This is a genomic window from Brachybacterium aquaticum, from assembly GCF_014204755.1.
Classification (GTDB): Bacteria; Actinomycetota; Actinomycetes; order Actinomycetales; family Dermabacteraceae; genus Brachybacterium; species Brachybacterium aquaticum.
Window position 1 is genome coordinate 2,946,117 of sequence record NZ_JACHLZ010000001.1, and the last position, 22,434, is coordinate 2,968,550.

The window sequence follows — 22,434 nt, forward strand, 5'->3', positions numbered from 1 at the left end:
CGGCGTGCGGGTCAGCGGCGCAGCGGCAGCCAGTCCAGGACGTCCTGGATGCCCTGGTCCCAGAAGTCCCAGGTGTGGGCGCCGGGGCGCAGGCGCGAGGTGACCTCGACGCCGCGGGCCTCGGCCTCGGCGAGGAAGCGCTCGTTCTGGGGCAGCAGCTCGTCCTCCGTGCCGCAGTCCAGGAACAGCGCCGGCAGCGAGGCGGGGTCGGCGCGGCGCACGAGGCCGAGCAGGTCGTCGTCGGTGCCGGAGATGCCGCGTCCGCCCCAGACCCGCTCGGCGAGGTGGCCGGCGTTCAGCTCGAGCGGCAGGGAGGCGGGGTCGACCGCGCCGGACAGGCTCGCGGCGCCCGCGAACCGGCCCGGGTGGTGCAGGGCCAGCTTGAACGCGCCGAAGCCGCCCATCGACAGACCCGCCACGAAGGTGTCCTCCCGCGCGGTGGAGACGCGGAAGGTGCGCGCGACCAGCTGCGGCAGCTCCTCGGCGACGAAGGTCCAGTACGCCTCGCCCACGGCTTCGTCGGTGTAGAAGGAGCGCCGCACCTCGGGCATGACCACCGCGATGCCCTTCTCGCTGGCGTAGCGCTCGATCGAGGTGCGCCGCTCCCAGATGGTGCAGTCGTCGCTCAGGCCGTGCAGGAGGTAGAGCACGGGCACGCCGGGATGGCGGCCGTCGGCCGCGCCCTCCTCCCCCGCGGCGCCCGCGCCCTCCATCCCGATCCCGGCCGCGGCCTGCGGCATCAGCACCACCATCGAGGTGCCCATGCCGAGGGACTCGGCGAAGAAGTCGGTGCGCAGGCGGATCATGGCTCTCCTCGGGACGGGGCGACGGTGCGGGGCGGCGGCCGACGGGACCCCGGCGGCCAGGCACCAGCATCGCACCCGGCCGCCCCGCCCCGTCGGCCGCCCGTCCCTCAGGGGCGCACGAGCACCTTGATCGCGCGGCGCTCGTCCATCGCGGCGTACGCCTCGGCGATGTCGGTCAGCGGCAGCTCGAGGTCGAAGACGAGCCCGGGCTCGATCTCGCGGGCGAGCACCTTCTCCATGAGCCGGGGCAGGTAAGCGCCGCAGTTGGCGGGCCCGCCGCGCAGGCCCACAGCGCCGTCGCCGACCACCGCGACCGTGCTGCCCTCGGTGACGCCGCCGCTGACGGCCGCGTGCCAGCCGGTGCACATGACGTCGGACAGGGTCAGCAGGCTCGGGATCAGGTCGTCTGCGGGCATCTCGGGGGTGGCGACGAGGGTGCCGTCGGCGTGCGGGATGCGCACCTGCTCGGCGTGGGCGCCGTCGTAGGACTGCTTGTGCAGGCAGTTGGCGGTGGCGCCCTTGCGGCACAGGGGGCAGGTGCCGTCGGAGGGGTTGAACCCGCCGACCACGAAATCGCCGACCTTCACGGTGGTGACCGCGTCGCCGGCGGCGTGGATGATCGCTCCATAGATGCGACACAGAAGGCCACGACGCGGCCGGGGCGTGGGAGGGCCTGACAGTCTCCCTGCGGCGCTGTCGGCCGCGCCCCGAGTCGCCCCGTCGGCCGTGACCTCGCAGGTCCGCCAGCCTACGATGGCCGCATGAGCACCACGACCGCCCCGTCCTGGATCACCGACGCGATCTGCTGGCAGGTGTACCCGCTGGGTTTCTGCGGCGCGCCCCGCCACCGCGAGGACCTCACCGGCGAGGCCTACGGCGGCGGCGCCGGCGAGAACGTCGTGCACCGCCTGCGCCGACTGACGGGCTGGCTGGACCACCTGGTCGCCCTCGGGGCGAACGTGCTGGTGCTGAACCCGATCTTCGACTCCGTCTCCCACGGCTACGACACCCTCGAGCACCGCCGCATCGACCCGCGCCTCGGCGACGACGCCGATTTCGACGCCCTGGTCGCCGCCTGCCACGAGCGCGGGATCCGCGTGGTCCTCGACGGGGTGTTCAACCACATCTCCGACCGCCACCCCACCGCCCGCCGCGCCATCGCCGCCGGTCCCGACACCGAGGAGGGCGGCCGCATCCGCTGGGCCGGCACCAGCCCCTACGGCTTCGAGGGCAACCCCGACCTCATCGAGGTGGACCTCGCCGACCAGGTCGTCCAGGACCGCATCGTCGAGATCATGGACAAGTGGCTCACCCGCGGGGCCGACGGCTGGCGGCTGGACGCGATGTACGCCGCGGGGGCTGAGGCGTGGGCGCCGATCCTTCAGCGGGTCCGCGCCGCGCACCCCGAAGCGTGGATCCTCGGCGAGGTCATCCACGGCGACTACCCCGCCTTCGCCGCCGCGTCCGGCGCCGACTCGATCACCCAGTACGAGCTGTGGAAGGCGATCTGGTCCTCGCTGCACGACGGGAACCTCTTCGAGCTCGCCCACGCGCTCGGCCGCCACCAGGACTTCCTCACCGCGCAGCGCGACGCCGGCGCCGACGGGCTGCCGCTGACCTTCGTGGGCAACCACGACACCACCCGCATCGCCTCCCAGCTGACCGACGGGCGCGACCTCGCCGCGGCGATCGGCCTGCTCGCGCTGCTGCCCGGGATCCCCGCCGTCTACGCCGGGGACGAGTTCGGCGCGGCCGCGGTCAAGGAGGAGCGCGCAGGCGGCGACGACGCGATCCGCCCCTGGTTCCCCGGCTCGCCGGACGAGGTCCTCGCCGCCGGTGCCACCACGGACACCGGCACGATCGCGGCGGTGCCGGGTGGCGAGGAGGCGCCCGGCGCGGAGCCGAAGCCCGGCGACGTGCCCCGCTCGCTGCGCCTGCTCAAGCCCGACGCCGCCGGACGCATCCTCGAGGTCCACCGGCGCCTGTTCTCCCTGCGCCGCCGAGAGCGCTGGCTGTCCACCGCGTCGGTGTCGGTGGACGAGGGGACGCTGGAGAACACGTGGGCGCAGATCGTGCTGACCCCGTCGGCCGACGGGGCCGGCGGCGCCGCGGCCGACGGAGCTGCCGCCGGTGGTGCCGAGGGCGGTGCCGTCGGCCCCGATGGCGCACCCGCGCAGCCCCTCACCCTCGTGCTGAACCTCGGCGACGAGGCCCGGCCCGCGCCCGGCGAGATTCTTGAGGTCGTCTCCGGCGCGGACATGCTCGACGGTGTCGGCCCCGCCGCCCCCGGCGAGGTCCCCGCCCACGGCATCGCGGTGGTGCGCTGAGGCTCGCGCCCAACGGGGCACGCGCAAATAGTGATCGAGCGTCACGCAATCAATGACGACCGCTCCCGCTGAACCGATGGAGCCTGACCAGCGGGGATACCCCGCATCGTGCAGTTGCTGTCAGGAGGCGGCGCAATTGTGGTGCCAGGCGAGTGCCGTCCCAGGCTCGGCCCGGCGGCCCGGCGTAGGCTCGTCCCCATGAGCACTGCGATCAAGCCTGCCGAGTCCGTGAAGACCGCCCCCGTCGTCGCCCTCGGGCTGGTGGGAGGGTGGCTGACCGCCCGCGAGACCGGCATCCGACCCCTCGGCGGCGTGGTCCTCGCCGCCGCCGGCGTCTACGCCGGACGCACCTGGCTGGCCCGCCGCGGCCCCGCCACCACCGCTCTGCTCGGCGCGACCTATGTGCTCGGCTTCGGCCTGTCCCACCCGCTGGCCAAGAAGATCGGCGCCTGGCCGTCGGTGCTGACCGTCGCGGGCGTCTCCGCCGGCGCCGCTGCGCTGCTGTCCGACGCCGCCTACAGCGACTGGATGCCCGACGCCGACGAGGCCTGAGCCCTCCGCGCTGCCGCCACGCAGTAGGGCATGGTGTCTCACGCGTCGCTACCGCGCACAAATAGCGACGCCTCAGGCACCCTGGCTCCGCGATAGCGACACACCAGGCACCATGGCCGTGGTCACACCAGGGCACGGTGCCTCATGTGTCGTTACCGCACACTCATAGCGACGCACCAGGCACCGTGGCCACGCGATGGCGACACGCACGCCCCTTGCCGACGCCGCAGTGACGCTCTCCGCGCCCTGTTAAACGCTATCCGCCGAGCGAATAGTTGACTAGGCTAAGACTCCGGCCCCGATCGTCGGGCCTCCCGCACCCCGGCGCACTCGATCCCCCGGCCCACTCGATCCCCCAGCCCTCCCGCACCCCCCGCCTTCCCACTCCCCTCGAGGTTCTTCCACCCCATGCTCGGCACCATGGGTCGTCTGTGGACGACCGTCCGACCGATCCGCTTCCGTCTCTACCTGGGGCTCCTCAGCGCCCTGACCGCCTCCCTCGTCGCCCTCGGCATCCCGCAGGTGCTCGAGTTCGTCGTCAACCGCCTGCACATCGGTGCCGCCGCCGCGACCGTGTGGACCGGCGGCGCGATCGTGCTGGGCCTGGGCCTGGTGGAGGCGGCGCTGATCTGGCTGCGCCGCGTCTTCGCGGTCTCCCCCTCCACGCTCGTGGAGAAGGACATCCGCGTCGCCTTCTACGAGAAGGTGCAGAACATGCCGGTGGCCTTCCACGACGGATGGGGCTCCGGGCAGCTGCTCTCGCGCATGATGAGCGACATCAACCTGATCCGGCGCTGGATCGCGTTCGGAATGATCATGCTGGTCACGTCATCGGTGACGATCGTGGTGGGCATGGCGCTGCTGATCCGCTCGTCGTGGATCCTGGCGCTGATCTTCTTCCTCGCCGCGGTGCCGGTGACGATCATCGCCTTCCGCTTCCACCGCGAGTACTCCTACCTCTCCCGCCTCTCGCAGGACCAGAACGGCGACCTCGCCACCACCATCGAGCAGTCCGTGCAGGGCATCCGTGTGCTGAAGGCGTTCGGCCGCGGACCGTCGGCCCTAGAGGGCTTCACCGAGCAGGCCGAGGAGCTGCGCCGCACCGAGGTGCGCAAGGCGACCTCGATGGCCCGCTTCGACATGTTCATGTTCATGCTCCCCGAGCTCGCCCTCGGCATCGCGCTGTTCGTGGGCCTGCACCTGGTGGCACGCGACGCGATCAGCGTCGGCCAGCTGGCCAGCTACTTCGCGACCGCCACGCTGGTGGTCGGCCCGGTGCGGATGCTCGGCATGCTGTTCGGGCAGATGGTCAACGCCTCCACGGCGCTGGACCGCCACTACGAGGTGATGGACGAGGAGAACCGCATCGTCTCGCCCGACGCGCCCACCCGCATCGACCCGTCGGCCGCGCGCGGCGCCGTGGTGTTCGAGGACGCGCACTTCCGCTACGAGGACGCCCCCGACCACGTCGACGACGTGCTGGACGGCGTGGACCTGGAGATCCGCCCCGGCGAGACGATGGCGCTGGTGGGCGTGACCGGCTCCGGCAAGTCGACGCTGCTGCAGCTGGTGCCGCGGCTGTACGACGTGACCGGTGGGCGGATCACCATCGACGGCGTGGACGTGCGGGACATGGACCTCACCGCGCTGCGCACTCTCACCGCCGTCGCCTTCGAGGACGCGACCCTGTTCTCCGACTCCGTGCGGGAGAACGTGCTGCTCGGCGCCGATCCGGAGCTGTCCGACGAGGAGGCGGAGGAGCTGCTGCACCTGGCCCTGCGCACGGCGGACGCGACCTACGCCTACGACCTCCCCCAGGGCGTGGACACCCGCATCGGCGAGGAGGGGATGAGCCTGTCCGGCGGGCAGCGTCAGCGCCTCGCCCTCGCCCGCGCGATCGCGGCCCGGCCCACCGTGCTGCTGCTGGACGACCCGCTCTCGGCGCTGGACACCAAGACCGAGGAGACCGTGACGGGCCGGCTGCGCGAGGTGCTCGAGGGGACCACCACCCTGATCGTCGCCCACCGCACCTCCACCGTCGCTCTCGCCGACCGCGTCGCACTCCTGGACGGCGGGCGGGTCGTCGCCGTCGGCACCCACAGCGAGCTGATGGCGAGAAGCGCCCGTTACCGCTGGGTGATCGCGAACCAGGAGGAGGAGAAGCGCCGCGACCAGGACATCGAGACCCTCACCGGCGAGCTCGACCTGCGCGGCGCGACCCCGTCGGCCGACGACACCACCGCGGGAGGTGCCCGATGACCGCCCAGACCGCCCCCGGCCGACGCGACGACGAGCAGCGCGACCTCACCCCCGAGGAGGCGAAGGCCTCCCGCAAGCGCTCCATGGCGCTGCTCGGCGAGCTGATCTCCCCGGTCAAGGGCCAGTTCGTGGTGATGGCGCTGATGGTCGTCGTCGCCCAGCTCGCCGTCGTCGCCGGTCCCGCGATCATCGCCTGGGGCATCGACCACGGAATCCCGGCGCTGATGGAGGGCGACGGCGGCCCGGCGCTGCAGGCCGCGGCGCTGCACATCGCCTGCGCGCTCGTCGGCGGCGTGCTGACCTTCGGCTACGTGCGCCAGTCCGTCGTGGTCGGGCAGCGGATGCTGCTGACGCTGCGGCGGAAGGTCTTCCGCTTCACCCAGCGCCAGGACCTCGAGTTCCACGAGCGCTACACCTCCGGACGGATCGTCTCCCGCCAGACCTCCGACATGGAGGCGCTGCGCGAGCTGCTGGACTCGGGCGTGAACGTCATGGTCGGCGCGGCGCTGTCGATGGTCTTCACGATCGTGCTGATCGTGGTGATGGACCCGGTGACGGGCCTGGTCATGCTGCTGATGCTGATCCCCTGCATCGCGCTGACCGTGTGGTTCCAGCGCCGCTCCTCCCGCGAGTACCGTGCGATCCGCACCCACTCCGCGCGGCTGATCGTCCACTTCGTCGAGGCGATGGCCGGGATCCGCGCCGTCAAGGCGTTCCGCAAGGAGGAGCGCAACCACGAGCGCTTCGACACCCTCGCGATGGACTACCGCAACGCCTCCCTGCGCTCGATCAAGGTGTTCGGCATCTACCAGCCTGCGCTGCGCGTGCTCGCCAACGTCACGATCGCCGCGGTGCTGGTGGTGGGCGGGTTCCGGGTGCTGGCCGGGGATCTGCAGGTGGGCGTGCTGGTCGCGCTCGTGCTCTACTCGAGGCGCTTCTTCCAGCCGATCGACGAGATCGCGAACTTCTACAACGCCTTCCAGTCCGCCGTGGCGGCGCTCGAGAAGATCGCGAACCTGCTGGCCGAGCAGCCGCACGTCAAGGAGTCCCCCACCCCCACGCCGCTGCCCACCTCGAGCGGCGAGATCGACTTCGAGAACGTGTCCTTCCGCTATTCGGCCGACGGCCCGCTGGTCCTCCAGCCCCTGGACCTGCACATCCCGGCCGGGCAGACGGTGGCGCTCGTGGGCCAGACCGGCGCCGGGAAGTCCACCGTCGCCAAGCTCATCTCCCGCTTCTACGACGCGACCGAGGGCCGGGTGCTGCTGGACCGCGTGGACCTGCGCGACATCTCGATGAAGGACCTCACCCGCAACATCGTCATGGTCACGCAGGAGGCGTACCTGTTCTCCGGCACCGTCGCGGACAACATCGCGCTCGGCAAGCCCGGTGCGTCCCGCGAGGAGATCGAGGCGGCCGCCCGCGCGATCGGTGCGGACGCCTTCATCGAGCAGCTGCCCTACGGCTACGACACCGACGTGAACAAGCGCGGCGGACGCGTCTCCGCCGGGCAGCGCCAGCTGATCTCCTTCGCCCGCGCCTTCCTCGCCGACCCCCGCGTGCTGATCCTCGACGAGGCCACGAGCTCCCTGGACATCCCCTCGGAGCGGATGGTGCAGGAGGGTCTCACGAAGCTCCTGGGCCGGCGCACCTCGCTGATCATCGCCCACCGCCTGACCACCGTGATGATCGCCGACCGGGTGCTCGTGGTCCACGACGGCCAGGTCGTCGAGGACGGCTCGCCGACCGAGCTCGTCGCCGCGGGCGGGCGCTTCGCCGCGCTGTACCAGGCGTGGCAGGAGTCGATGTAGCGGGGCCGGCGGTCGGGGCGCGCCCTCAGCGCGCCCCGAGCAGCGCCTTCAGCTCCGCGGTGACGCCCTCCACCTCGACCGGCATCTCCGGCCTGCGGAAAGTGTCCGGGGTGACCAGGAACCGCTGCTGCAGGGTCACTGGGCCGGGTTCGGTGGACATCTGGATGCCGTTGTCCTCGTAGCCGCAGGCGCGCGAGACCGCGGCGGAGCGATGGTTCTCGACCGCCGCGGCGGACTCGGCCCGCTCGGCGCCGAGGTGGTCGAAGGCGAGCACGAGCATCGCCTGGCGCATGAGGCGGCCGTACCCGCGGCCGTGCGCATCGCGCGTCAGCCAGGAGCCGGAGTGGACGGTGCGCCGCTCGGCGAACCGCTCCGCGGCCACGTCCTGCACGCCGAGGAGTCTGCCGCCCGCCCAGATCCCGAACGGGAGGGTCCATTCCTCGGGCCCGAGCCCGCTGCGCAGGCGCCACTGGAAGCGCAGCGCCTCGCGCACGCGCTCGTCGGGCTCGGCGCGGTACCAGCCGAACACGTAGGAGGCACCCTCGTCCTCGAAGATCGGCCGACGGATCAGCGCCGCGTACTCGGGCAGATCCGCGTCTGCGAGCACCCTCAGGGTCAGGTCCCCGGCCCGCACGACGAGCCCGAAGGGCGGGTGGAGCGTGACGAGCGCAGGGTCGACGGTGGACGCAGAGGAGCCGGGCACGGAGGATCCGGACGCAGAGAGATCGGGGGCGGAGGCCATCGCTCCAGCGTAGTGCTGGGAACGATGGTCTCCGCCCCCGATCTCGGTGGCGGTGCGCGGCGCCCGGACGTCGGCCTGGCCTCGGGGCCCGGTCGGATCAGGCGCGGCCATCGGTCACGCGCTCTGCGCGCTCAGGCGCGGGTCTGGTCAGGCGTTGACCGGCTGGGCCTCGGTGCTCTCCGGCGCGGACTCGACGGAGCCCTCGGGCTCGGGGCTCACTGACTCGCCGGTGGCGGACCCGCCCTCGAGGGCGACCGGACGGTCGCTGTGGGTGACGGCGATCTTGCGCGGCTTGGCCTCCTCGGCGACCGGGATGGTCAGGCGCAGCACGCCGTCGCTGTAGCCGGCGTCGATGCGGTCCAGCGCGACCCGGTTGCCGAGGGTCAGCTGACGGGCGAAGGTGCCGGTCGGACGCTCACGGGTGAGCCAGGAGCGCTGGCCCTCGACGGGGGTGGCCTTGCGCTCGGCACGGATGGTCAGGGTGCGGTCCTCGACGTCCACGTCGATGCTGGCAGGGTCCACGCCCGGCAGGTCGATCTCGGCGACGAAGCTGTCGCCGTCGCGGTAGAGATCCATCGGCATGCCGACGGAGGCGGGGGTGCGGGAGAGGTCGGAGAAGAGACGGTCGACCTCGTGGAAGGGGCTGAGGGTGCGTGCCATGGTGTGTCCTCCTGTGTGCATTTCTGGCGTTCCGGGTGACATCTCTCGATGTCGGCGGGGAGTACAACGCATGAGTCGGCCTTCTATTCCACAGTTGAGTCATAGGGACTCATGCCGTGTGCGTCACACCCGGGCATGTCGACGTCAACTGGCCTCCGGTCGCGCACCGGCGCACCCGCCGCGCTGCACAGCTCACGCCCTCCGTACAGTGGCTCCATGACCACCGACGTGCTGCTCACCGGCTTCGCCCCCTTCGACGGCGCGGCGCTCAACGAGTCCTGGGAGGCGGTGCGCGCGGCGGCGCCGCTGCTGGGCGAGCGCGGGATCGCGGCCGAGGCGCTGGAGCTGCCGGTCGAGTTCGGCGCCGCCTCCGCCCTGCTCACGAAGGCCGTCCGGGAGCTGCGCCCGCGCCTGGTGATCGCCGTCGGCCTCGCCGCCGGGCGCAGCGCGATCACGCCGGAGCGCGTCGCGATCAACGTGCGCGACGCACGCATCCCCGACAACGCCGGCGCACAGCCGATCGACGAGCCGGTCGTCGAGGGCGGGCCCGTAGGCCGCTTCTCGCACCTGCCCGTGAAGGCGATGGTCGCCGCGCTCGCGGCCGACGGGATCCCCGCGGCCGTCTCGCAGACGGCGGGGACGTACGTCTGCAACGACGTCTTCTACGCACTGCTGCACCTGCTGGAGACGGAGCCTGAGCTGGCCGGGATCCGCGGCGGGTTCGTGCATGTCCCATCGGCCGACGTGGTCGACTCCCCCGCCGCAGCCCGCGCCGTCGCACTGATGGTCGAGGTGGCGCTCGCGACGGAGGCCGACGTCCGCCTTGTCGGCGGCGCCGAGCACTGACGGCCCGGTCGCACCCCGCCTCCGCACCTGCAGCGCGCCGGCTCCGCGCCGTGCCGCGCTGCACCGTGCCGTACCGAGCCGTGTCATCCCCCTCCAAGCCGTGCCGCGGGAACGTTCCGCCCCGCACGGCGCGGCCGTTGTCAACACCCTCCCCGTGCCGGGGATGAGCGACGCTTCCGACTGTGCACATCGGGCCGTGCGCAACGCCCTCGAGGTGGACAACCGCCCCTCTTCCACCCCTCCGCAATAGTTATCCACAACGTTTTCCACCGCGGTGGAGGAATCACAGACTTGTAGTTCCGCAGGTGCGAGCGAGATGCCGGGCGTGTCGCGCCTCGGGAGCCGTCCGCGGCCGTGCGGCGGCGAAGCCTCAACCTCAACTAGAGGTGCAACCACGCAGTAACTTCACGAAGATGCAGGTCAAGGGCTCGCAAAGTTGCCGTGCGAGCTGGGCCTCCACGGCTCGGAAAGCTCTCTCGATGGGCCTGTCGGGCCGCTGATCACCTGGTGTGAGGGCACTGTTCGGGCCGCGGGCGGCCGCTGCGGGACGTCGTCATCCCCACCGTCCATCCACACAGCATCCCGAGTTATCCACAGCAAGACGCCGCAATCCCCAAGGAGGGGGCAGGTTGTCCCCATCCTTGTCCACAGCTGGGGAAAACCACACCCGTGTAGTTCCCCTGCACCGCGCCCCATCGGCCGACGAACGTTCCCGCGGGAACGTCTCCGCCGCCCCTGCCGCTCCCCCGCTCTGTCACTCCCGCACACCGGCCCCGGCCCCCGCGCCTGCCCCGGACAGACTTGTGCGCCCTGTCGGTCGATGTCAGATCCGACATCGACCGTCAGGGCGCACAAGTCCGGTGGCCCGACTGCGGGTGGTCGGGCTGCGGCAAGCCGCCCGGCCCGGGGCCGCCCGGCGCTCGGCCGCCCGGCCAGCGGCCCTCAGCCCCCGAGCACCATCACGGTCTTCACCGCGATAAGCACCACGCACAGCAGCACCGCTGCGACCACCACGCCGGTGTGCAGCAGGGCGGAGCGCCTGGCGAGGGCCTCGCGGTCGGCGCCCGGGGTGGCCTTGGGGCGCAGGGCGAACATGCCGGCGGTGACCAGCGCACCGAAGACGAGTCCGCCGAGGTGGCCCTGCCAGGAGATGTTCGGGAACGTGAAGGTGATGACGAGGTTCAGCGCGATGAGCACCAGGATCTGCGCGGTCTGCCCGCCGAGGCGCCGGTTGACGATGAACATCGCCGCGAACAGGCCGAACACGCCGCCGCTGGCGCCGACGGTGCCGGTCACCCACGACTGGCCCATCGGGTCGGCGAGCAGATAGACGGCCGTGTGACCGCCGAGCACGGAGACGAGGTACACCGCGGCGTAGCGGACGTGGCCGAGGGTCTGCTCGAGGTACTGCCCCACCGCCCACAGCGCGTACATGTTCAGCGCCAGGTGCATGATCCCGCCGTGCAGGAACCCGGCGCTGAGGAAGGTCCACGGCATGGCGAGCGCACGGAAGGGCGCGAAGATGCCCAGCTGCTCGACGATCTGCGGGGCGACCATCTGCCCGAGGTACGCCAGGACGCACAGCGCGATGAGCGTGTAGGTGACCACGGGGGTGCGCTTGCCCATGCGCCCGCCCATGGCGGTGCGGGGCCGGGCACTCGCCTGCTGACGGGCGATGTCGCGCTCGCAGTCCACGCACAGCACGCCGACGTCGGTGGGGCGCTGGCACTCGGGGCAGGCGGGGCGGTCGCAGCGCTTGCAGCGCACGTAGCTCACCCGGTCGGGGTGGCGGGGGCAGACGGGCTGGCCCGGCGGCTGTCCCTGCGGGGGCCCCTGGGGCGGCGGGGCGTCGTCGGCGCTGTAGCCGTAGGTGGGTCGATCCATGGCGCTCATTCCATCACGCGCGCCTGGGGCGGGGCGGGGCGCGCCGGCCGACGGGGCGCCCGCCCGCTCGGGGCCCGCCGGCCGACGCCCGCCCGCCCCTGCCTCAGCTCGCGAAGGGGAACGCTGCGTACCGCTTCTCGAACCGCGCCCGCTGCGGGTCGCTGATCGGGGCGAGGGCGGTGAGGTCCAGTCGCCGCTTCGCCCCGGAGCCGGCGCGGGTCCACACCCCGACCACCTCGCCGCGGCGGAGTGCGGAGCGCTTGAACACCCCGTTGTTGCCGGGCACGAGGGCGCGGTGGCGGTCCTCGTCCATGAGGTAGAGGCGGTCGCGGTAGCCGAGCACGAGCTCGTCGAAGCCGGGCAGGAGCAGCTCGCGCATCGTCTCCTTCTCGAGCTCGGCGTACTCCTCCATCAGGCCCGGCCGCCAGTACAGCCGCTCGCCGTCGCCGCCGCGGGCCTCGTCGGCGCGGGCGTGGAGGCGGCCCTGGGCGTCGGCGTAGCCGCTCTCGAGCTCGGCCTCGACGCCGGGCAGGACCTGGCGCAGCAGGCCGAGGGGCAGCTTGGACCACCAGGCGAGGTCCCGCTCCCCCGCCGGGCCGTGGCTGGTGAAGTAGCGCCGGGCGAGCTCGGCCGCGGCGCCGGCGCGGTCGCCGTTGAAGCCGCCCTCGAGGTCGGTCCCGGCCGGCAGCCAGTCGCGGGCGAGGACCACGGTCATCTCGCCCTCGCGCCAGGGCCCGTAGGCGGCATGCCCCATGGAGATGAGCTCGGCGAGCAGGTGGTAGCCGCGCCCGCCCTTCCCGCCGATCCCGGCCTGCTCCCACGCCTGCTGCACCTCGGCGCGCAGCACCCCACGACCGACGCCCCGCTGCGAGCGCGGCGCGGCGAGCTCCTCGAGGACCTCGCGGGCGCGCTCCACGTCACGCTCGGTGAGCTCGAGATGGGGCCGACGGGAGATCGCGGCGCGCAGCGGGCCCTCGACGCAGAGCTCCGTGAGCCAGGCGAGGGTGTCCGCGGCGACGGCGAAGACCGTCCCGCGCATCGGGTAGCCGCGCACCACCTCCCCGGCGTCGAGCGCGGCGAGGACGGGGGCGAGGTCGCCGCCGGTGCGCAGGGCGAGGGAGGCGAGCACGCCGGGCAGGTCCTGACCCTGATGGGCACCGAAGGCGCGTGCGGCGTCGGCCGGGGTCTCGAACCGGGTCGGGCCGGCAACGCCCTGGGCGAGGATCCGGGCGCCGGCGAGATGTCGCGAGGTCATGACTCGAGAGTACGGAGCGGGCGGACCGGACCTGTCCTCACGCGCCGTGCACCGGCACGATCAGGTAAGGCGAGCCTTCCATCACCACAGCTCAGGAGAGCCTTACCTTGCTTGTCTGGACTAAGTCCAAAGAGTACCGTGGAGCCATGACGCTCCTCGAACCCACCGCATCCCGCACCGACGGCGCCACCGCGCGGCCCGTCGGCAGCGGCCCCGAGTCCGCGCGGCAGCACGACTCCGCGCCGCACCCGGGCGCGGAGGGCAAGGACGCCTCGCCCAAGGACGCCTCGCCCGAGGACTCCTCGACGAAGGACTCCCCCGGCCGCAGCCACCACGACAAGGAGCGCAGCTCTCGCTCCGAGAAGGTGAACCGTCTGCGCGCCGGGGTGCTCGGCGCGAATGACGGCATCGTCTCGGTCGCGGGCCTCGCCGTCGGCGTCGCCGGTGCCACCACCGACACCCGCTGGCTGCTGATCGCCGGTCTCGCCTCGCTGATCGCGGGCGCGCTGTCCATGGCGATGGGCGAGTACGTCTCGGTCTCCACCCAGCGCGACACCGACCGCGCCCTCATCGAGCGGACCCGCCGCGACCTCGCCGCGGACCCCACCGGGGAGCACACGCACCTGGTCGAGTCCCTCGCCGAGACCGGGATCCCGGACGACGTGGTGGAGGACGTGGCCGACTCGCTCGAGCGGCACGACGCCCTGCGCGCCCACACCCGCTTCCGCCACAACGTGGAGGACGACGAGGTCGTCTCCCCGCTCGGCGCCGCGATCGCCTCGCTGATCTCGTTCTCCATCGGCGGCACGATCCCGCTGCTGGCGATCCTGCTCTCGCCGCCGGTGCTGCGCCTTCCGATGACGATGCTCGCCGTCGTCGTCGCGCTCGCCCTGCTCGGCTGGGCCAGCGCGAAGCTCGGCCAGTCCCAGGCCCGCCGCGCCACGGTCCGCACCATCATCGGCGGTCTGCTCGCGATCCTGGTGACCTACGGGATCGGCGCGGCCCTCGGCGTCGCCGTCGGCTGAGCGGTCGCCGTCGACCGAGCAGTCGACGTCGGCCGGCAGCCCACCCGGGCCGATCCGTCGGCCGACCCCCACACACAACCCCCGCACACAGGAGCGCCGCCGGCGCCTCCCGCACCCTCTCGGGCTGGGGGGGCGCCGGCGGCGCTCACTGCGGTGGGCGGCGGACCGCCCGGCCGGTCACTTCTCGATGGTGACCTTCTCGATGACGACGTCCTCGAGGGGACGGTCGCGCATGTCGGTCTTCACGGACGCGATCTCGTCGACGACCTTCTTGGAGTCCTCGTCGGCGACCGCGCCGAACACGGTGTGCTTGCCGTGCAGGTGCGGGGTGGGGCCCACGGTGATGAAGAACTGGGAGCCGTTGGTGCCGGAGGGGCGACCGGTCAGCGCGTTGCGGCGCTTGCCGGCGTTGGCCATGGCGAGGACGTAGGGCTCGTTGAAGTTCTTCTCGGGCGAGATCTCGTCGTCGAAGGTGTAGCCGGGGCCGCCGGTGCCGGTGCCCAGCGGGTCGCCGCCCTGGATCATGAAGCCGGAGATGATGCGGTGGAAGATGACGCCGTCGTAGAACGGACGGGTGACCTTCTCGCCGGTCTCGGCGTCGGAGAACTCCTTGGAGCCCTCGGCCAGGCCCACGAAGTTCTCGACGGTCTTGGGTGCGTGGTTCGGGAACAGCTCGATGCGGATGTCCCCGTAATTGGTGTGCAGAGTTGCGAACATGGCGCAATCCTCGCACAGACGCCTCCCCGACCGGCTGGACGGCCGCACCTCCGTCCCGGCTGTGAGCGGTGTGGGCCCGTAGCGTTAGAGTTGTGCCACACGGGTCCGTGACAGCAGAGTCTCCCCCCAGGGGTCACTGTGCCGTCCGGGCCCAGGGACCGCCGTCGGCCCGACCCGACGGATACGACCGAAAGGGGAACCCCATGGCGCTTTCCACCAAGCGTGAGGCCAAGAAGGCCGAGAAGCACGCGTCCAAGGCCGCCGACGCCGCGTCGGACGCGGTCAGCAGCACCGCCCAGAACGCCCAGAAGGCGGTCGAGGAGCTGCAGAAGCTCGCCGCCCAGGTGGGCCCCGTGGTGTCCGAGGGCGCCCGCGAGGCGCGCTCCAAGGCGTCCGATCTGTACGGCCAGTACGCGCCCGAGGCGCAGGCCCGACTGCGCGAGCAGTCCGAGAAGCTGACCCAGAACCTCGGCCCGCGCGCGCAGAAGCTCCGCCACGACGTGGAGGACGACTACCTGCCGCGTGCGAAGAAGACCGCCGAGACCACCGGTTCGGTGCTCAAGGCCGCCGTCGACGCCGCCCGCAAGGAGCTCGACAAGGGCCAGGGCGACATCCGCGCCGCGATCGTGGAGCCCACCCCGCAGAAGAAGAAGGGCCGCGCCGGCAAGGTCCTGCTCATCCTGGGCCTGGCCGCCGCCGGTGCCGCTGCGGGCTACATCGCCTGGCAGAAGACGCGTCCGGTCGAGGACCCGTGGGCGCCGCCGGCGGACTTCGCCCGCGCGCACTACCCCGCCTCGGCGGGCACCGAGTCCGACTCCTCGACCGTGTCCGACACCGTCGGCTCGGCCGACGCCGGTGACGTCGCCTCCGCCCTGAAGGGCGAGGACCGCTCCTCCGACGTGGAGCCCAAGGAGGTCAAGGTCGAGTCCGACGAGACCGCCTCCACCGCGGCCGACGAGGAGAAGCGCGGCAATCACCGCGGCGACGCCTGATCCCAGGCCTTCCGCAGCGCGAGGCCCTCGCGTGACGCACGTGCCCGACGGCGCGGCGATCCCGTCCCCGGACGAGGAGCGCCGCGCCGTCGGCGCGTCCGGGGGCGGGGGCGCAGATGGGGTCGCGGCGGCCGACGGGGGCGTCCTGCCCTGCGCGCTGCTCACCTCCCGCCTGCGGCTCACTCCGGTCGCGGCGGCCGACGAGGCCGAGCTCTTCGCCCTCCATGCCGATCCCCGCGCCTTCGCGGAGGACTCCACCACCCCGCTCACCGACCCCGCGCAGATGCGCTGGGTGCTCGCGCAGTGGCGCGAGAGCTGGGCGCGGCACGGGATCGGATACGTCTGCGTGCGGGCGCGGGAGGGGGCGCAGTCGACGGGGGCGCGGCCTACGGGGGCGCGCGACGAGCTCCCGCCTGGGCTGCTCGGCGTCGTCGGCCTCGCCCCGCTCACCACGGGCGCGGGCGAGGAGCTCCTCAGCGCCTACTGGCGCCTCTCCCCCGCCGTGACCGGCCGCGGCGTCGCGACCGAGGCGATGTCCGCCTTGCTCGCGGACCCGCATCTCGGTCCGGGGAACCGCGAGGTCGTCGCGATCACGGCTGCAGGCAACGGGCCCTCCCGCGCCCTCGCCGCCCGGCTCCGCTTCCGTTCTGCTCCGTCGGACGGCCCCGTGCCCGGCGGCCGCCCGGACGACGTACTGCTGGTCCGCCCGGGCGGCGCCCCGCCGGGCCGCACGCCCGCTCCTTAGACTGACGCGCATGCCAGACGCCTCCCGACCCTCCGGCGACCCCGTCGGCCGACCCGCCGGGCACCCCGTCGGCGCGGGCCGCTACGCACCGTCCCCGAGCGGCGATCTGCATCTCGGGAATCTGCGCACGGCCCTGCTCGCCTGGGTGCTCGCCCGTGGCACCGGCCGCGCCTTCCACCTGCGCATCGAGGACCTGGACCGGGTGCAGGAAGGCGCCGCCGCACGGCAGCTCGAGGATCTCGCCGCCCTCGGCATCGACTGGAACGGAGAAGTCGTCCACCAGTCCGCCCGCCATGCCGCGCACGAGGCGGCGATCGCGTCCCTCCAGGAGCGCGACCTCGTCTTCGAGTGCTACTGCACGCGCCGCGAGATCCTCGAGGCGCCGTCGGCTCCGCACGCCCCACCCGGCGCCTACCCCGGCACCTGCCGCGACCTCTCCCCCGCAGAGCGCGAGGCCGGGCGCGCACGGATGACGGCGCTTGACCGCGAGCCCGCTCTGCGCCTGCGCGCCGAGGTGAGCTCCTGGCGGGTGCACGACCGCTGGGCCGGGGAGGTCACCGGGACGGTGGACGATCTCGTGCTGCGCCGCGGCGACGGGGTCGTCGCCTACAACCTCGCGGTCGTCGTGGACGACGCGTACGCCGGCGTGGACCAGGTGGTCCGGGCCGACGACCTGCTCAGCTCCGCCCCACGCCAGGCGCACCTCGCTCACCTCCTCGGTCTGCCCGAGCCCGGTTATGCGCACGTCCCGCTCGCCGTGAACACGGCCGGGGTGCGCCTGGCGAAGCGCGACGGCGCCGTCACCCTGCGGGACCGGCTCGCGGCCGGGGAGGACGCCGGGGACGTGGTCGAGCGGATCGGGGACTCGCTCGGGGTGCCGGGCTGCCGCACGGCCGCCGACCTGCTCGCGCGCTGGGATCCGGAGACCCTGTCGCGAGAGCCCTGGGTGGTGGACCTCCCCCGCTGAGGGGCCGGTGGCGCGGCGCCGGGCGACGGCCGGAGGGTCTGCCCCGCCACACTTGTCGGCAGCAGGTGACGAGATTGGATACACGAATGTATCGTGTCGCCCGTGCAACGACTCCTGCGTGCTCTCCTCACCGCCCTCTCCTCAGCGCTGCGCACCGTCCTGACCGCTCTCGGGAGCGCGGGGACCGCCATCGGCCGCGGCCTCTCCGCCGCCGGTCGGGGCGCGGCCGCCCTCCTCCCCCGCGAGTGGAAGAAGCCGATCGCTGCCCTGTTCGTGACGGGTCTGGCCATGGTTCCGATGATCTACTCGGGGAACATGACCTGGTCCTTCCACGACCCCTCGAACAATCTCGACCAGATCACCGCGGCGGTGGTCAACGAGGACGTCGGCGCGGACTCGACCGCCCCGGACGGCACGGTCTCCCACCTGGACGTCGGGGCCGAGTTCACGGACACGCTGCTGAGCAAGGACCAGCCCAACCTCTACCGCTTCGTGGAGGTTCCCGCCGCCGAGGCGCGGCAGGGCCTCGAGGACGGCACCTACGGGGCGACCGTCGAGATCCCCGCTGACTTCTCGGCGAACATCGCCTCTCTCGGGGGCGACGCCGAACAGGCCGCACCCGCGATGCTCACGGTCACCACGAACGACTCGGTGAACTACGTGGGCGGCAACTTCACCAAGTCCGTGGGGACGGCGCTCACCGAGGCGCTGCGCGGCAGCGTGCTCGAGCAGTACCTGGACCAGATCTACGTGGGCTTCACGAGCATCCACGACGGGCTCGTCGACGCCGCCGACGGCGCGAGCGACCTCGCCGACGGTGCCGCGACGCTGCACGACGGCACCGGGCAGCTCGTGGACGGCAGCACCCAGCTCGCCGACGGCACCGCCCAGGTCGCCGACGGCGCGCACTCTGCGGCCGACGGCGCCGCAACGCTGCACGACGGCACCGTCGACCTGGTGGTGGGACTGGACCAGCTCGCCGCCGGTGCGGTGACCCTGCAGGACGGCAGCGCCACCCTCGCCACCGGCGCCGGCGACCTCAGCAGCGGGCTCGCGACCCTGGACGCGAACAGCCCGACGCTGCGCAGCGGGGCCGACGCCCTCGCCACCGGCACCTCCCAGCTCGCCGGCGGCGCCTCCGACCTCGCCACCGGTGCGGGACAGGTCGCGGACGGCACCCAGCTGCTGGAGGACACGGTCACCGATGCCCAGCAGCGCGCCGCGGAGCTGGGGATCACGGAGCAGTCGGTGCAGACCACGAGCGACGACCTGGTCGACGCCATCGACGCCCTGGACCGCGCGGCGAGCGGCATGCCGGGACGTCTCGACACCCCGATCAGCGATGCGAGCACGCTCTCCACCTCCGCCTCGACCCTGGACCAGGCCGTCTCGGACGTGGACGACGCTGCCCAGGACCTCGCCGACTCCACCGCCGACCGCGCCACGGACGCACGCACCGTGCGCGACGGCGCCGCGACGATCGGCGAGGACGTCTCCGGCCTCGACACCGCCGTGCAGGACGCCGCGGGCGCCGCCGCGACCGCCGCGGACAGCACCGGCACCGCCGCGGACACAGCCCGCACCTACACCGAGACCGTCGACGACCTCGCCACCCGCTGTGCGGACTCCGGCGCCGACCCCGCCTTCTGCCAGGAGCTCACCGACCTGTCGGCCGCCTCCCCGCAGGTGCGGGACGAGACCTCGACCGCCGCGACGGACGCGACCGGCGCGAACGACCTCGCGACCACCGCCGCCGACACCTCCACCGACGTCGCCGGCACCGCCGAGTCCATGACCGGCGCCGCCGATTCCCTCGTCGACTACCTCGACGGGCTCGACACCGCGACGTCCACCCTCGCCGAGGGCACCTCGGCGCTCTCCGACACCACCACGACGATCGCCGACGGCGCCTCCACGCTGCACGGCGACCTCACGACCGTGCAGCAGGACGCCGAGGCGGCCGTGCCCGCGCCCGCCTCGGGCCGCAGCGCGAGCGAGCTGGCCGGGGACCTGACCAGCCAGGCGCGCACCGCCGCGCAGGAGCTGCCCGAGGCGTACCGCCTGCTGGGCCAGGGGGCCGAGGACGTGCGCACCCTGAACTCCGGCGCCCAGCAGGTCTCCACCGGCGCCCAGCAGCTCGCCGACGCGAGCGGGACCGCCCGCGACGGCGCCTCGCAGCTGTCCTCGGGCATCGGCACGTACACCGACGGGGTCGCCGCTGCGGACTCCGGCGCCCGCCAGGTCGCCTCCGGCGCGGACCAGCTCGCCGACGGGGCGGGGACCCTCGCCGACGGCGCGGCCTCCGCGGACGACGGCGCTCGCCGCCTGGAGGCCGGCGCGGACACCCTCGCGGACGGCACCGCCGAGCTGGCCACGGGCGCCGACCAGGCGGCCGACGGGGCCGGGGAGCTCGAGGACGGCGCGGTCTCGGTCGACGAGGGCGCCGGGCAGCTCGCCGACGGGGCGGGCACGCTCGCCGACGGACTCGCGGACTCCGAGGACCAGGTCCCCTCCTACACCGACTCCGAGAGCCAGCACCTCGCCGAGACGGCCGCGGACCCGGTGCAGATGAGCTTCGTGCGCGACCACGAGCTGACCCGCTTCGGCGAGGGCCTGGCCCCGCTCTTCCTGGCGATCAGCCTGTGGGTCGGCGGGATGGCGATCTTCCTGATGATGCCGCCGTTCTCCGCCGAGGCGATGGCCCGCGGCGTCGGCCCCGTGCGGCTCCTGGCCGGCGGGCTCGTCCCGGCGCTCCTGCTGGGCCTGGTCCAGACCGCGGTCGCGGTCGCCGCGCTGCGGTTCGGGGTGGGCATCGGGATCGAGCACATGGGCGCGTTCCTCGCCATGGCAGGACTGACGTCGCTCGTGTTCGTGGCGCTGAACCACGGCTTCGGTGCGCTGTTCGGCCCGGTCGGGAAGTTCGTGGCGCTGGTGCTGGTCGCCCTGCAGATCTCCGGGGCGGGCGGCACCTACCCGACCGGCACGCTGCCTGCCTTCTTCCAGGTGATCCACCCGTTCCTGCCGATGACCCATGCGGTCGACGCCTTCCGCGGCGCGATCGGCGGCGGCTGGATCGACCCGGTCGGGGACATCTCCTGGTTGTCCGCCTGGCTGGTCCTCGGCCTTGTGCTGGGCCTGCTCGGCTCAGCGGTGCAGCGCCGCCGGCTCGGCGCCGGCGCACGGGCCGAGGAGGACGACGCCGACGATCCTGCGGCCGCGGCGCAGCCCGTCACGGCATAGCTGGCGGCCGGGTACAGCCGACTTCTGCGCGCTCACGGTCGATGCCGAGGCCGACATCGACCGTGAGCGCGCACAACTCAGCCACGGCCATCGTGCATGGGGAACAGTTGCTGGAATCCCTCACGCATTCCTGCACGTGTTCCCCGCGCGCTGCTCACGTCAGCGCCGCGCGGCACGCTGTCGATCACCTGCCCGCGCGCGCACTACGCGGCAGCCACCTGATCGCTCGTGTCCAACCTCTCCGCCGCGGCCGCCGCCTGCGGGGCCTCGCCGCGGCCGAGGCTGCGCAGCTCCCAGCCGGCCTCCCTCCACGCCGCCGGGTCCAGCACGGTGCGCCCGTCCAGCATGCGGGGCGCGGCGACGAGCCCGGCGGTCCGCGCAGGGTCCAGCTCGCGGTACTCGGGCCACTCGGTCAGGAGCACCACCAGCTCAGCACCATGAAGCGCCTCGTCGGTGTCCTGCACGAAGCGGTCCTCCCCCACCAGCCGCTGGGCACCGGCACGGGCGGCGGGGTCGGTGACGGTGACGTCGGCCCCGGCGTCGAGCAGCCGGCGGGCGACGTCGAGGGCCGGGGAGTCGCGCACGTCGTCGCTGTCGGGCTTGAACGCGGCGCCGAGCACGGTGATCCGTCGGCCGCCCAGCCCGCCGAGCATCTCGGAGGCGAGCTCCACGACCCGCGCGCGGCGGCGCTCGTTGATCGTGTCCACCTCGCGCAGGAACCCGAGCGCCTCGCCGACGCCGTGCTGCTCGGCGCTGGCGAGGAAGGCGCGGATGTCCTTGGGGAGGCAGCCCCCGCCGAAGCCGACGCCGGCGCGCAGGAACCTGCTGCCGATGCGGTCGTCCATGCCGATCGCAACGGCGACGTCGGTGACGTCCGCGCCGGTGGCCTCGCACATCTCCGCCACCGCATTGATGAAGGAGATCTTGGTGGCCAGGAACGCGTTGGCGGAGACCTTGACCAGCTCCGCCGCCTCGTAGCCCATGACCAGGCGCGGGGTCCCGGCCTCGAGCAGCGGCGCGTAGACCGCGTCGAGGGCCCGGACGCGCGGGTCCTGCTCGGGGGCGGACCCGTCGGCCGACGGGATCCCGTAGACGAGCCGATCCGGGGTGAGGGTGTCCCGCACGGCGAAGCCCTCGCGCAGGAACTCGGGGTTCCACATCAGCTGCGCGCCGGGGACGTGCTCGAGGCGGGCGGCGAGGGCGCGGGCGGTGCCGGCGGGAACGGTGGACTTGCCGACGACCAGCGTGGGGGCGCCGGCGCGGGCGGGGAGCACGGCGGCGAGCGCGTCGACCGCGGACTCGAGGTAGCTCAGGTCCGCGCCCGTGCCGTCGGCGCGCTGCGGGGTGCCGAGGCCGAGGAAGTGCACGTCGGCGCCCGCGAGCTCGGCGTAGTCGGTGGTGAAGCGGAGGCGTCCGGCGGCGAGGCCGCGCCGGAGGAGCTCCTCGAAGCCGGGCTCGTGGAAGGGGGCGCGGCCGGACTGCAGGGCGGCGACGCGCTCGGCGTCGACATCCAGGCCGATCACGTCGTGGCCGAGCTCGGCCATAGCGGCGGCGTGGACGGCGCCGAGGTAGCCGACGCCGATCACGGAGATCTTCTGGGTCATGA

General features: G+C 73.2%; 18 protein-coding genes. 10 read left to right on the forward strand and 8 right to left on the reverse strand.

Translation table 11 applies throughout. From position 1 onward, the window contains the following. Positions 1-11 precede the first annotated feature (11 nt). Both HNR70_RS13205 and HNR70_RS13210 read right to left on the reverse strand, forming a co-directional pair. A complete protein-coding gene (locus tag HNR70_RS13205) occupies positions 12-806 on the reverse strand; it encodes an alpha/beta hydrolase (RefSeq protein WP_184326062.1) in 795 nt (264 codons plus the stop codon). A 107-nt stretch (positions 807-913) separates the two neighbouring features. Further along, positions 914-1,654: an alcohol dehydrogenase catalytic domain-containing protein gene (locus HNR70_RS13210; RefSeq protein WP_376768825.1), complete on the reverse strand. Its 741-nt coding sequence runs from the start codon at positions 1,652-1,654 to the stop codon at positions 914-916. Here HNR70_RS13210 and HNR70_RS13215 point away from each other — a divergent pair. The 4 genes from HNR70_RS13215 (at position 1,568) to HNR70_RS13230 (ending at position 7,755) form a co-directional block, all read left to right on the forward strand. Beyond that, positions 1,568-3,133: an alpha-amylase family glycosyl hydrolase gene (locus HNR70_RS13215; RefSeq protein WP_184326063.1), complete on the forward strand. Its 1,566-nt coding sequence runs from the start codon at positions 1,568-1,570 to the stop codon at positions 3,131-3,133. The genes HNR70_RS13210 and HNR70_RS13215 overlap by 87 nt on opposite strands. Positions 3,134-3,331: 198 nt before the next feature. Then, positions 3,332-3,685, forward strand: coding sequence for a hypothetical protein (locus tag HNR70_RS13220; protein WP_184326064.1), 354 nt, complete (start codon positions 3,332-3,334; stop codon positions 3,683-3,685). Positions 3,686-4,093: 408 nt separating this feature from the next. After that, complete coding sequence (locus tag HNR70_RS13225) at positions 4,094-5,944, forward strand: ABC transporter ATP-binding protein (RefSeq protein WP_184326065.1); 1,851 nt, start codon at positions 4,094-4,096, stop codon at positions 5,942-5,944. Beyond that, complete coding sequence (locus HNR70_RS13230; protein ID WP_184326066.1) at positions 5,941-7,755, forward strand: ABC transporter ATP-binding protein; 1,815 nt, start codon at positions 5,941-5,943, stop codon at positions 7,753-7,755. The genes HNR70_RS13225 and HNR70_RS13230 overlap by 4 nt, the downstream gene beginning before the upstream one ends. 25 nt (positions 7,756-7,780) lie before the next feature. Here the strand turns inward: HNR70_RS13230 and HNR70_RS13235 are convergent, their stop codons facing one another. Together HNR70_RS13235 and HNR70_RS13240 are read right to left on the reverse strand one after the other, a co-directional pair. Beyond that, positions 7,781-8,497 (reverse strand): GNAT family N-acetyltransferase, encoded by a 717-nt coding sequence (locus HNR70_RS13235; protein WP_184326067.1) that lies wholly within the window; start codon positions 8,495-8,497, stop codon positions 7,781-7,783. Between the two features lie 147 nt (positions 8,498-8,644). After that, complete coding sequence (locus HNR70_RS13240; RefSeq protein WP_184326068.1) at positions 8,645-9,157, reverse strand: Hsp20/alpha crystallin family protein; 513 nt, start codon at positions 9,155-9,157, stop codon at positions 8,645-8,647. Positions 9,158-9,373: 216 nt separating this feature from the next. Here HNR70_RS13240 and HNR70_RS13245 point away from each other — a divergent pair, with 216 nt between their 5' ends. Continuing rightward, a complete protein-coding gene (locus HNR70_RS13245) occupies positions 9,374-10,003 on the forward strand; it encodes a pyroglutamyl-peptidase I (RefSeq protein ID WP_184326069.1) in 630 nt (209 codons plus the stop codon). Between the two features lie 942 nt (positions 10,004-10,945). Here HNR70_RS13245 and HNR70_RS13250 read toward each other — a convergent pair. Further along, a complete protein-coding gene (locus HNR70_RS13250; RefSeq protein WP_184326070.1) occupies positions 10,946-11,887 on the reverse strand; it encodes a rhomboid family intramembrane serine protease in 942 nt (313 codons plus the stop codon). Between the two features lie 103 nt (positions 11,888-11,990). After that, the gene (locus tag HNR70_RS13255) at positions 11,991-13,142 is read right to left on the reverse strand and encodes a winged helix DNA-binding domain-containing protein (protein ID WP_184326071.1); all 1,152 of its coding nucleotides are present in this window, start codon (positions 13,140-13,142) and stop codon (positions 11,991-11,993) included. A gap of 146 nt (positions 13,143-13,288) precedes the next feature. Here HNR70_RS13255 and HNR70_RS13260 point away from each other — a divergent pair, with 146 nt between their 5' ends. Beyond that, positions 13,289-14,167, forward strand: coding sequence for a VIT1/CCC1 transporter family protein (locus HNR70_RS13260; RefSeq protein WP_184326072.1), 879 nt, complete (start codon positions 13,289-13,291; stop codon positions 14,165-14,167). A 177-nt stretch (positions 14,168-14,344) separates the two neighbouring features. Here the strand turns inward: HNR70_RS13260 and HNR70_RS13265 are convergent, their stop codons facing one another. After that, a complete protein-coding gene (locus HNR70_RS13265) occupies positions 14,345-14,884 on the reverse strand; it encodes a peptidylprolyl isomerase (protein ID WP_184326073.1) in 540 nt (179 codons plus the stop codon). 203 nt (positions 14,885-15,087) lie between these two features. Here HNR70_RS13265 and HNR70_RS13270 point away from each other — a divergent pair, with 203 nt between their 5' ends. The 4 genes from HNR70_RS13270 (at position 15,088) to HNR70_RS13285 (ending at position 20,828) form a co-directional block, all read left to right on the forward strand. Further along, complete coding sequence (locus tag HNR70_RS13270; RefSeq protein WP_184326074.1) at positions 15,088-15,876, forward strand: hypothetical protein; 789 nt, start codon at positions 15,088-15,090, stop codon at positions 15,874-15,876. Positions 15,877-15,907: 31 nt separating this feature from the next. Then, positions 15,908-16,621 carry a GNAT family N-acetyltransferase gene (locus tag HNR70_RS13275; RefSeq protein WP_184326075.1) on the forward strand — a complete coding sequence of 238 codons (714 nt, stop codon included), beginning with the start codon at positions 15,908-15,910 and terminating at the stop codon, positions 16,619-16,621. 10 nt (positions 16,622-16,631) lie between these two features. Beyond that, a complete protein-coding gene (gene gluQRS / locus HNR70_RS13280) occupies positions 16,632-17,588 on the forward strand; it encodes a tRNA glutamyl-Q(34) synthetase GluQRS (protein ID WP_184326076.1) in 957 nt (318 codons plus the stop codon). Between the two features lie 102 nt (positions 17,589-17,690). After that, positions 17,691-20,828 (forward strand): YhgE/Pip domain-containing protein, encoded by a 3,138-nt coding sequence (locus HNR70_RS13285; protein ID WP_184326077.1) that lies wholly within the window; start codon positions 17,691-17,693, stop codon positions 20,826-20,828. A 203-nt stretch (positions 20,829-21,031) separates the two neighbouring features. Here HNR70_RS13285 and HNR70_RS13290 read toward each other — a convergent pair whose 3' ends face one another. Further along, positions 21,032-22,432 (reverse strand): UDP-glucose dehydrogenase family protein, encoded by a 1,401-nt coding sequence (locus HNR70_RS13290; RefSeq protein WP_184326078.1) that lies wholly within the window; start codon positions 22,430-22,432, stop codon positions 21,032-21,034. Positions 22,433-22,434 lie beyond the last annotated feature (2 nt).

Excerpts from the sequence above, each read along its gene's own strand:
- HNR70_RS13205 (WP_184326062.1), bottom strand. The coding sequence starts at position 806 with ATGATCCGCCTGCGCACCGACTTCTTCGCCGAGTCCCTCGGCATGGGC.
- HNR70_RS13215 (WP_184326063.1), top strand. The coding sequence starts at position 1,568 with ATGAGCACCACGACCGCCCCGTCCTGGATCACCGACGCGATCTGCTGG.
- HNR70_RS13220 (WP_184326064.1), top strand. The coding sequence starts at position 3,332 with ATGAGCACTGCGATCAAGCCTGCCGAGTCCGTGAAGACCGCCCCCGTC.
- HNR70_RS13225 (WP_184326065.1), top strand. The coding sequence starts at position 4,094 with ATGCTCGGCACCATGGGTCGTCTGTGGACGACCGTCCGACCGATCCGC.
- HNR70_RS13230 (WP_184326066.1), top strand. The coding sequence starts at position 5,941 with ATGACCGCCCAGACCGCCCCCGGCCGACGCGACGACGAGCAGCGCGAC.
- HNR70_RS13235 (WP_184326067.1), bottom strand. The coding sequence starts at position 8,497 with ATGGCCTCCGCCCCCGATCTCTCTGCGTCCGGATCCTCCGTGCCCGGC.
- HNR70_RS13240 (WP_184326068.1), bottom strand. The coding sequence starts at position 9,157 with ATGGCACGCACCCTCAGCCCCTTCCACGAGGTCGACCGTCTCTTCTCC.
- HNR70_RS13245 (WP_184326069.1), top strand. The coding sequence starts at position 9,374 with ATGACCACCGACGTGCTGCTCACCGGCTTCGCCCCCTTCGACGGCGCG.
- HNR70_RS13250 (WP_184326070.1), bottom strand. The coding sequence starts at position 11,887 with ATGGATCGACCCACCTACGGCTACAGCGCCGACGACGCCCCGCCGCCC.
- HNR70_RS13255 (WP_184326071.1), bottom strand. The coding sequence starts at position 13,142 with ATGACCTCGCGACATCTCGCCGGCGCCCGGATCCTCGCCCAGGGCGTT.
- HNR70_RS13260 (WP_184326072.1), top strand. The coding sequence starts at position 13,289 with ATGACGCTCCTCGAACCCACCGCATCCCGCACCGACGGCGCCACCGCG.
- HNR70_RS13265 (WP_184326073.1), bottom strand. The coding sequence starts at position 14,884 with ATGTTCGCAACTCTGCACACCAATTACGGGGACATCCGCATCGAGCTG.
- HNR70_RS13270 (WP_184326074.1), top strand. The coding sequence starts at position 15,088 with ATGGCGCTTTCCACCAAGCGTGAGGCCAAGAAGGCCGAGAAGCACGCG.
- gluQRS (WP_184326076.1), top strand. The coding sequence starts at position 16,632 with ATGCCAGACGCCTCCCGACCCTCCGGCGACCCCGTCGGCCGACCCGCC.
- HNR70_RS13290 (WP_184326078.1), bottom strand. The coding sequence starts at position 22,432 with ATGACCCAGAAGATCTCCGTGATCGGCGTCGGCTACCTCGGCGCCGTC.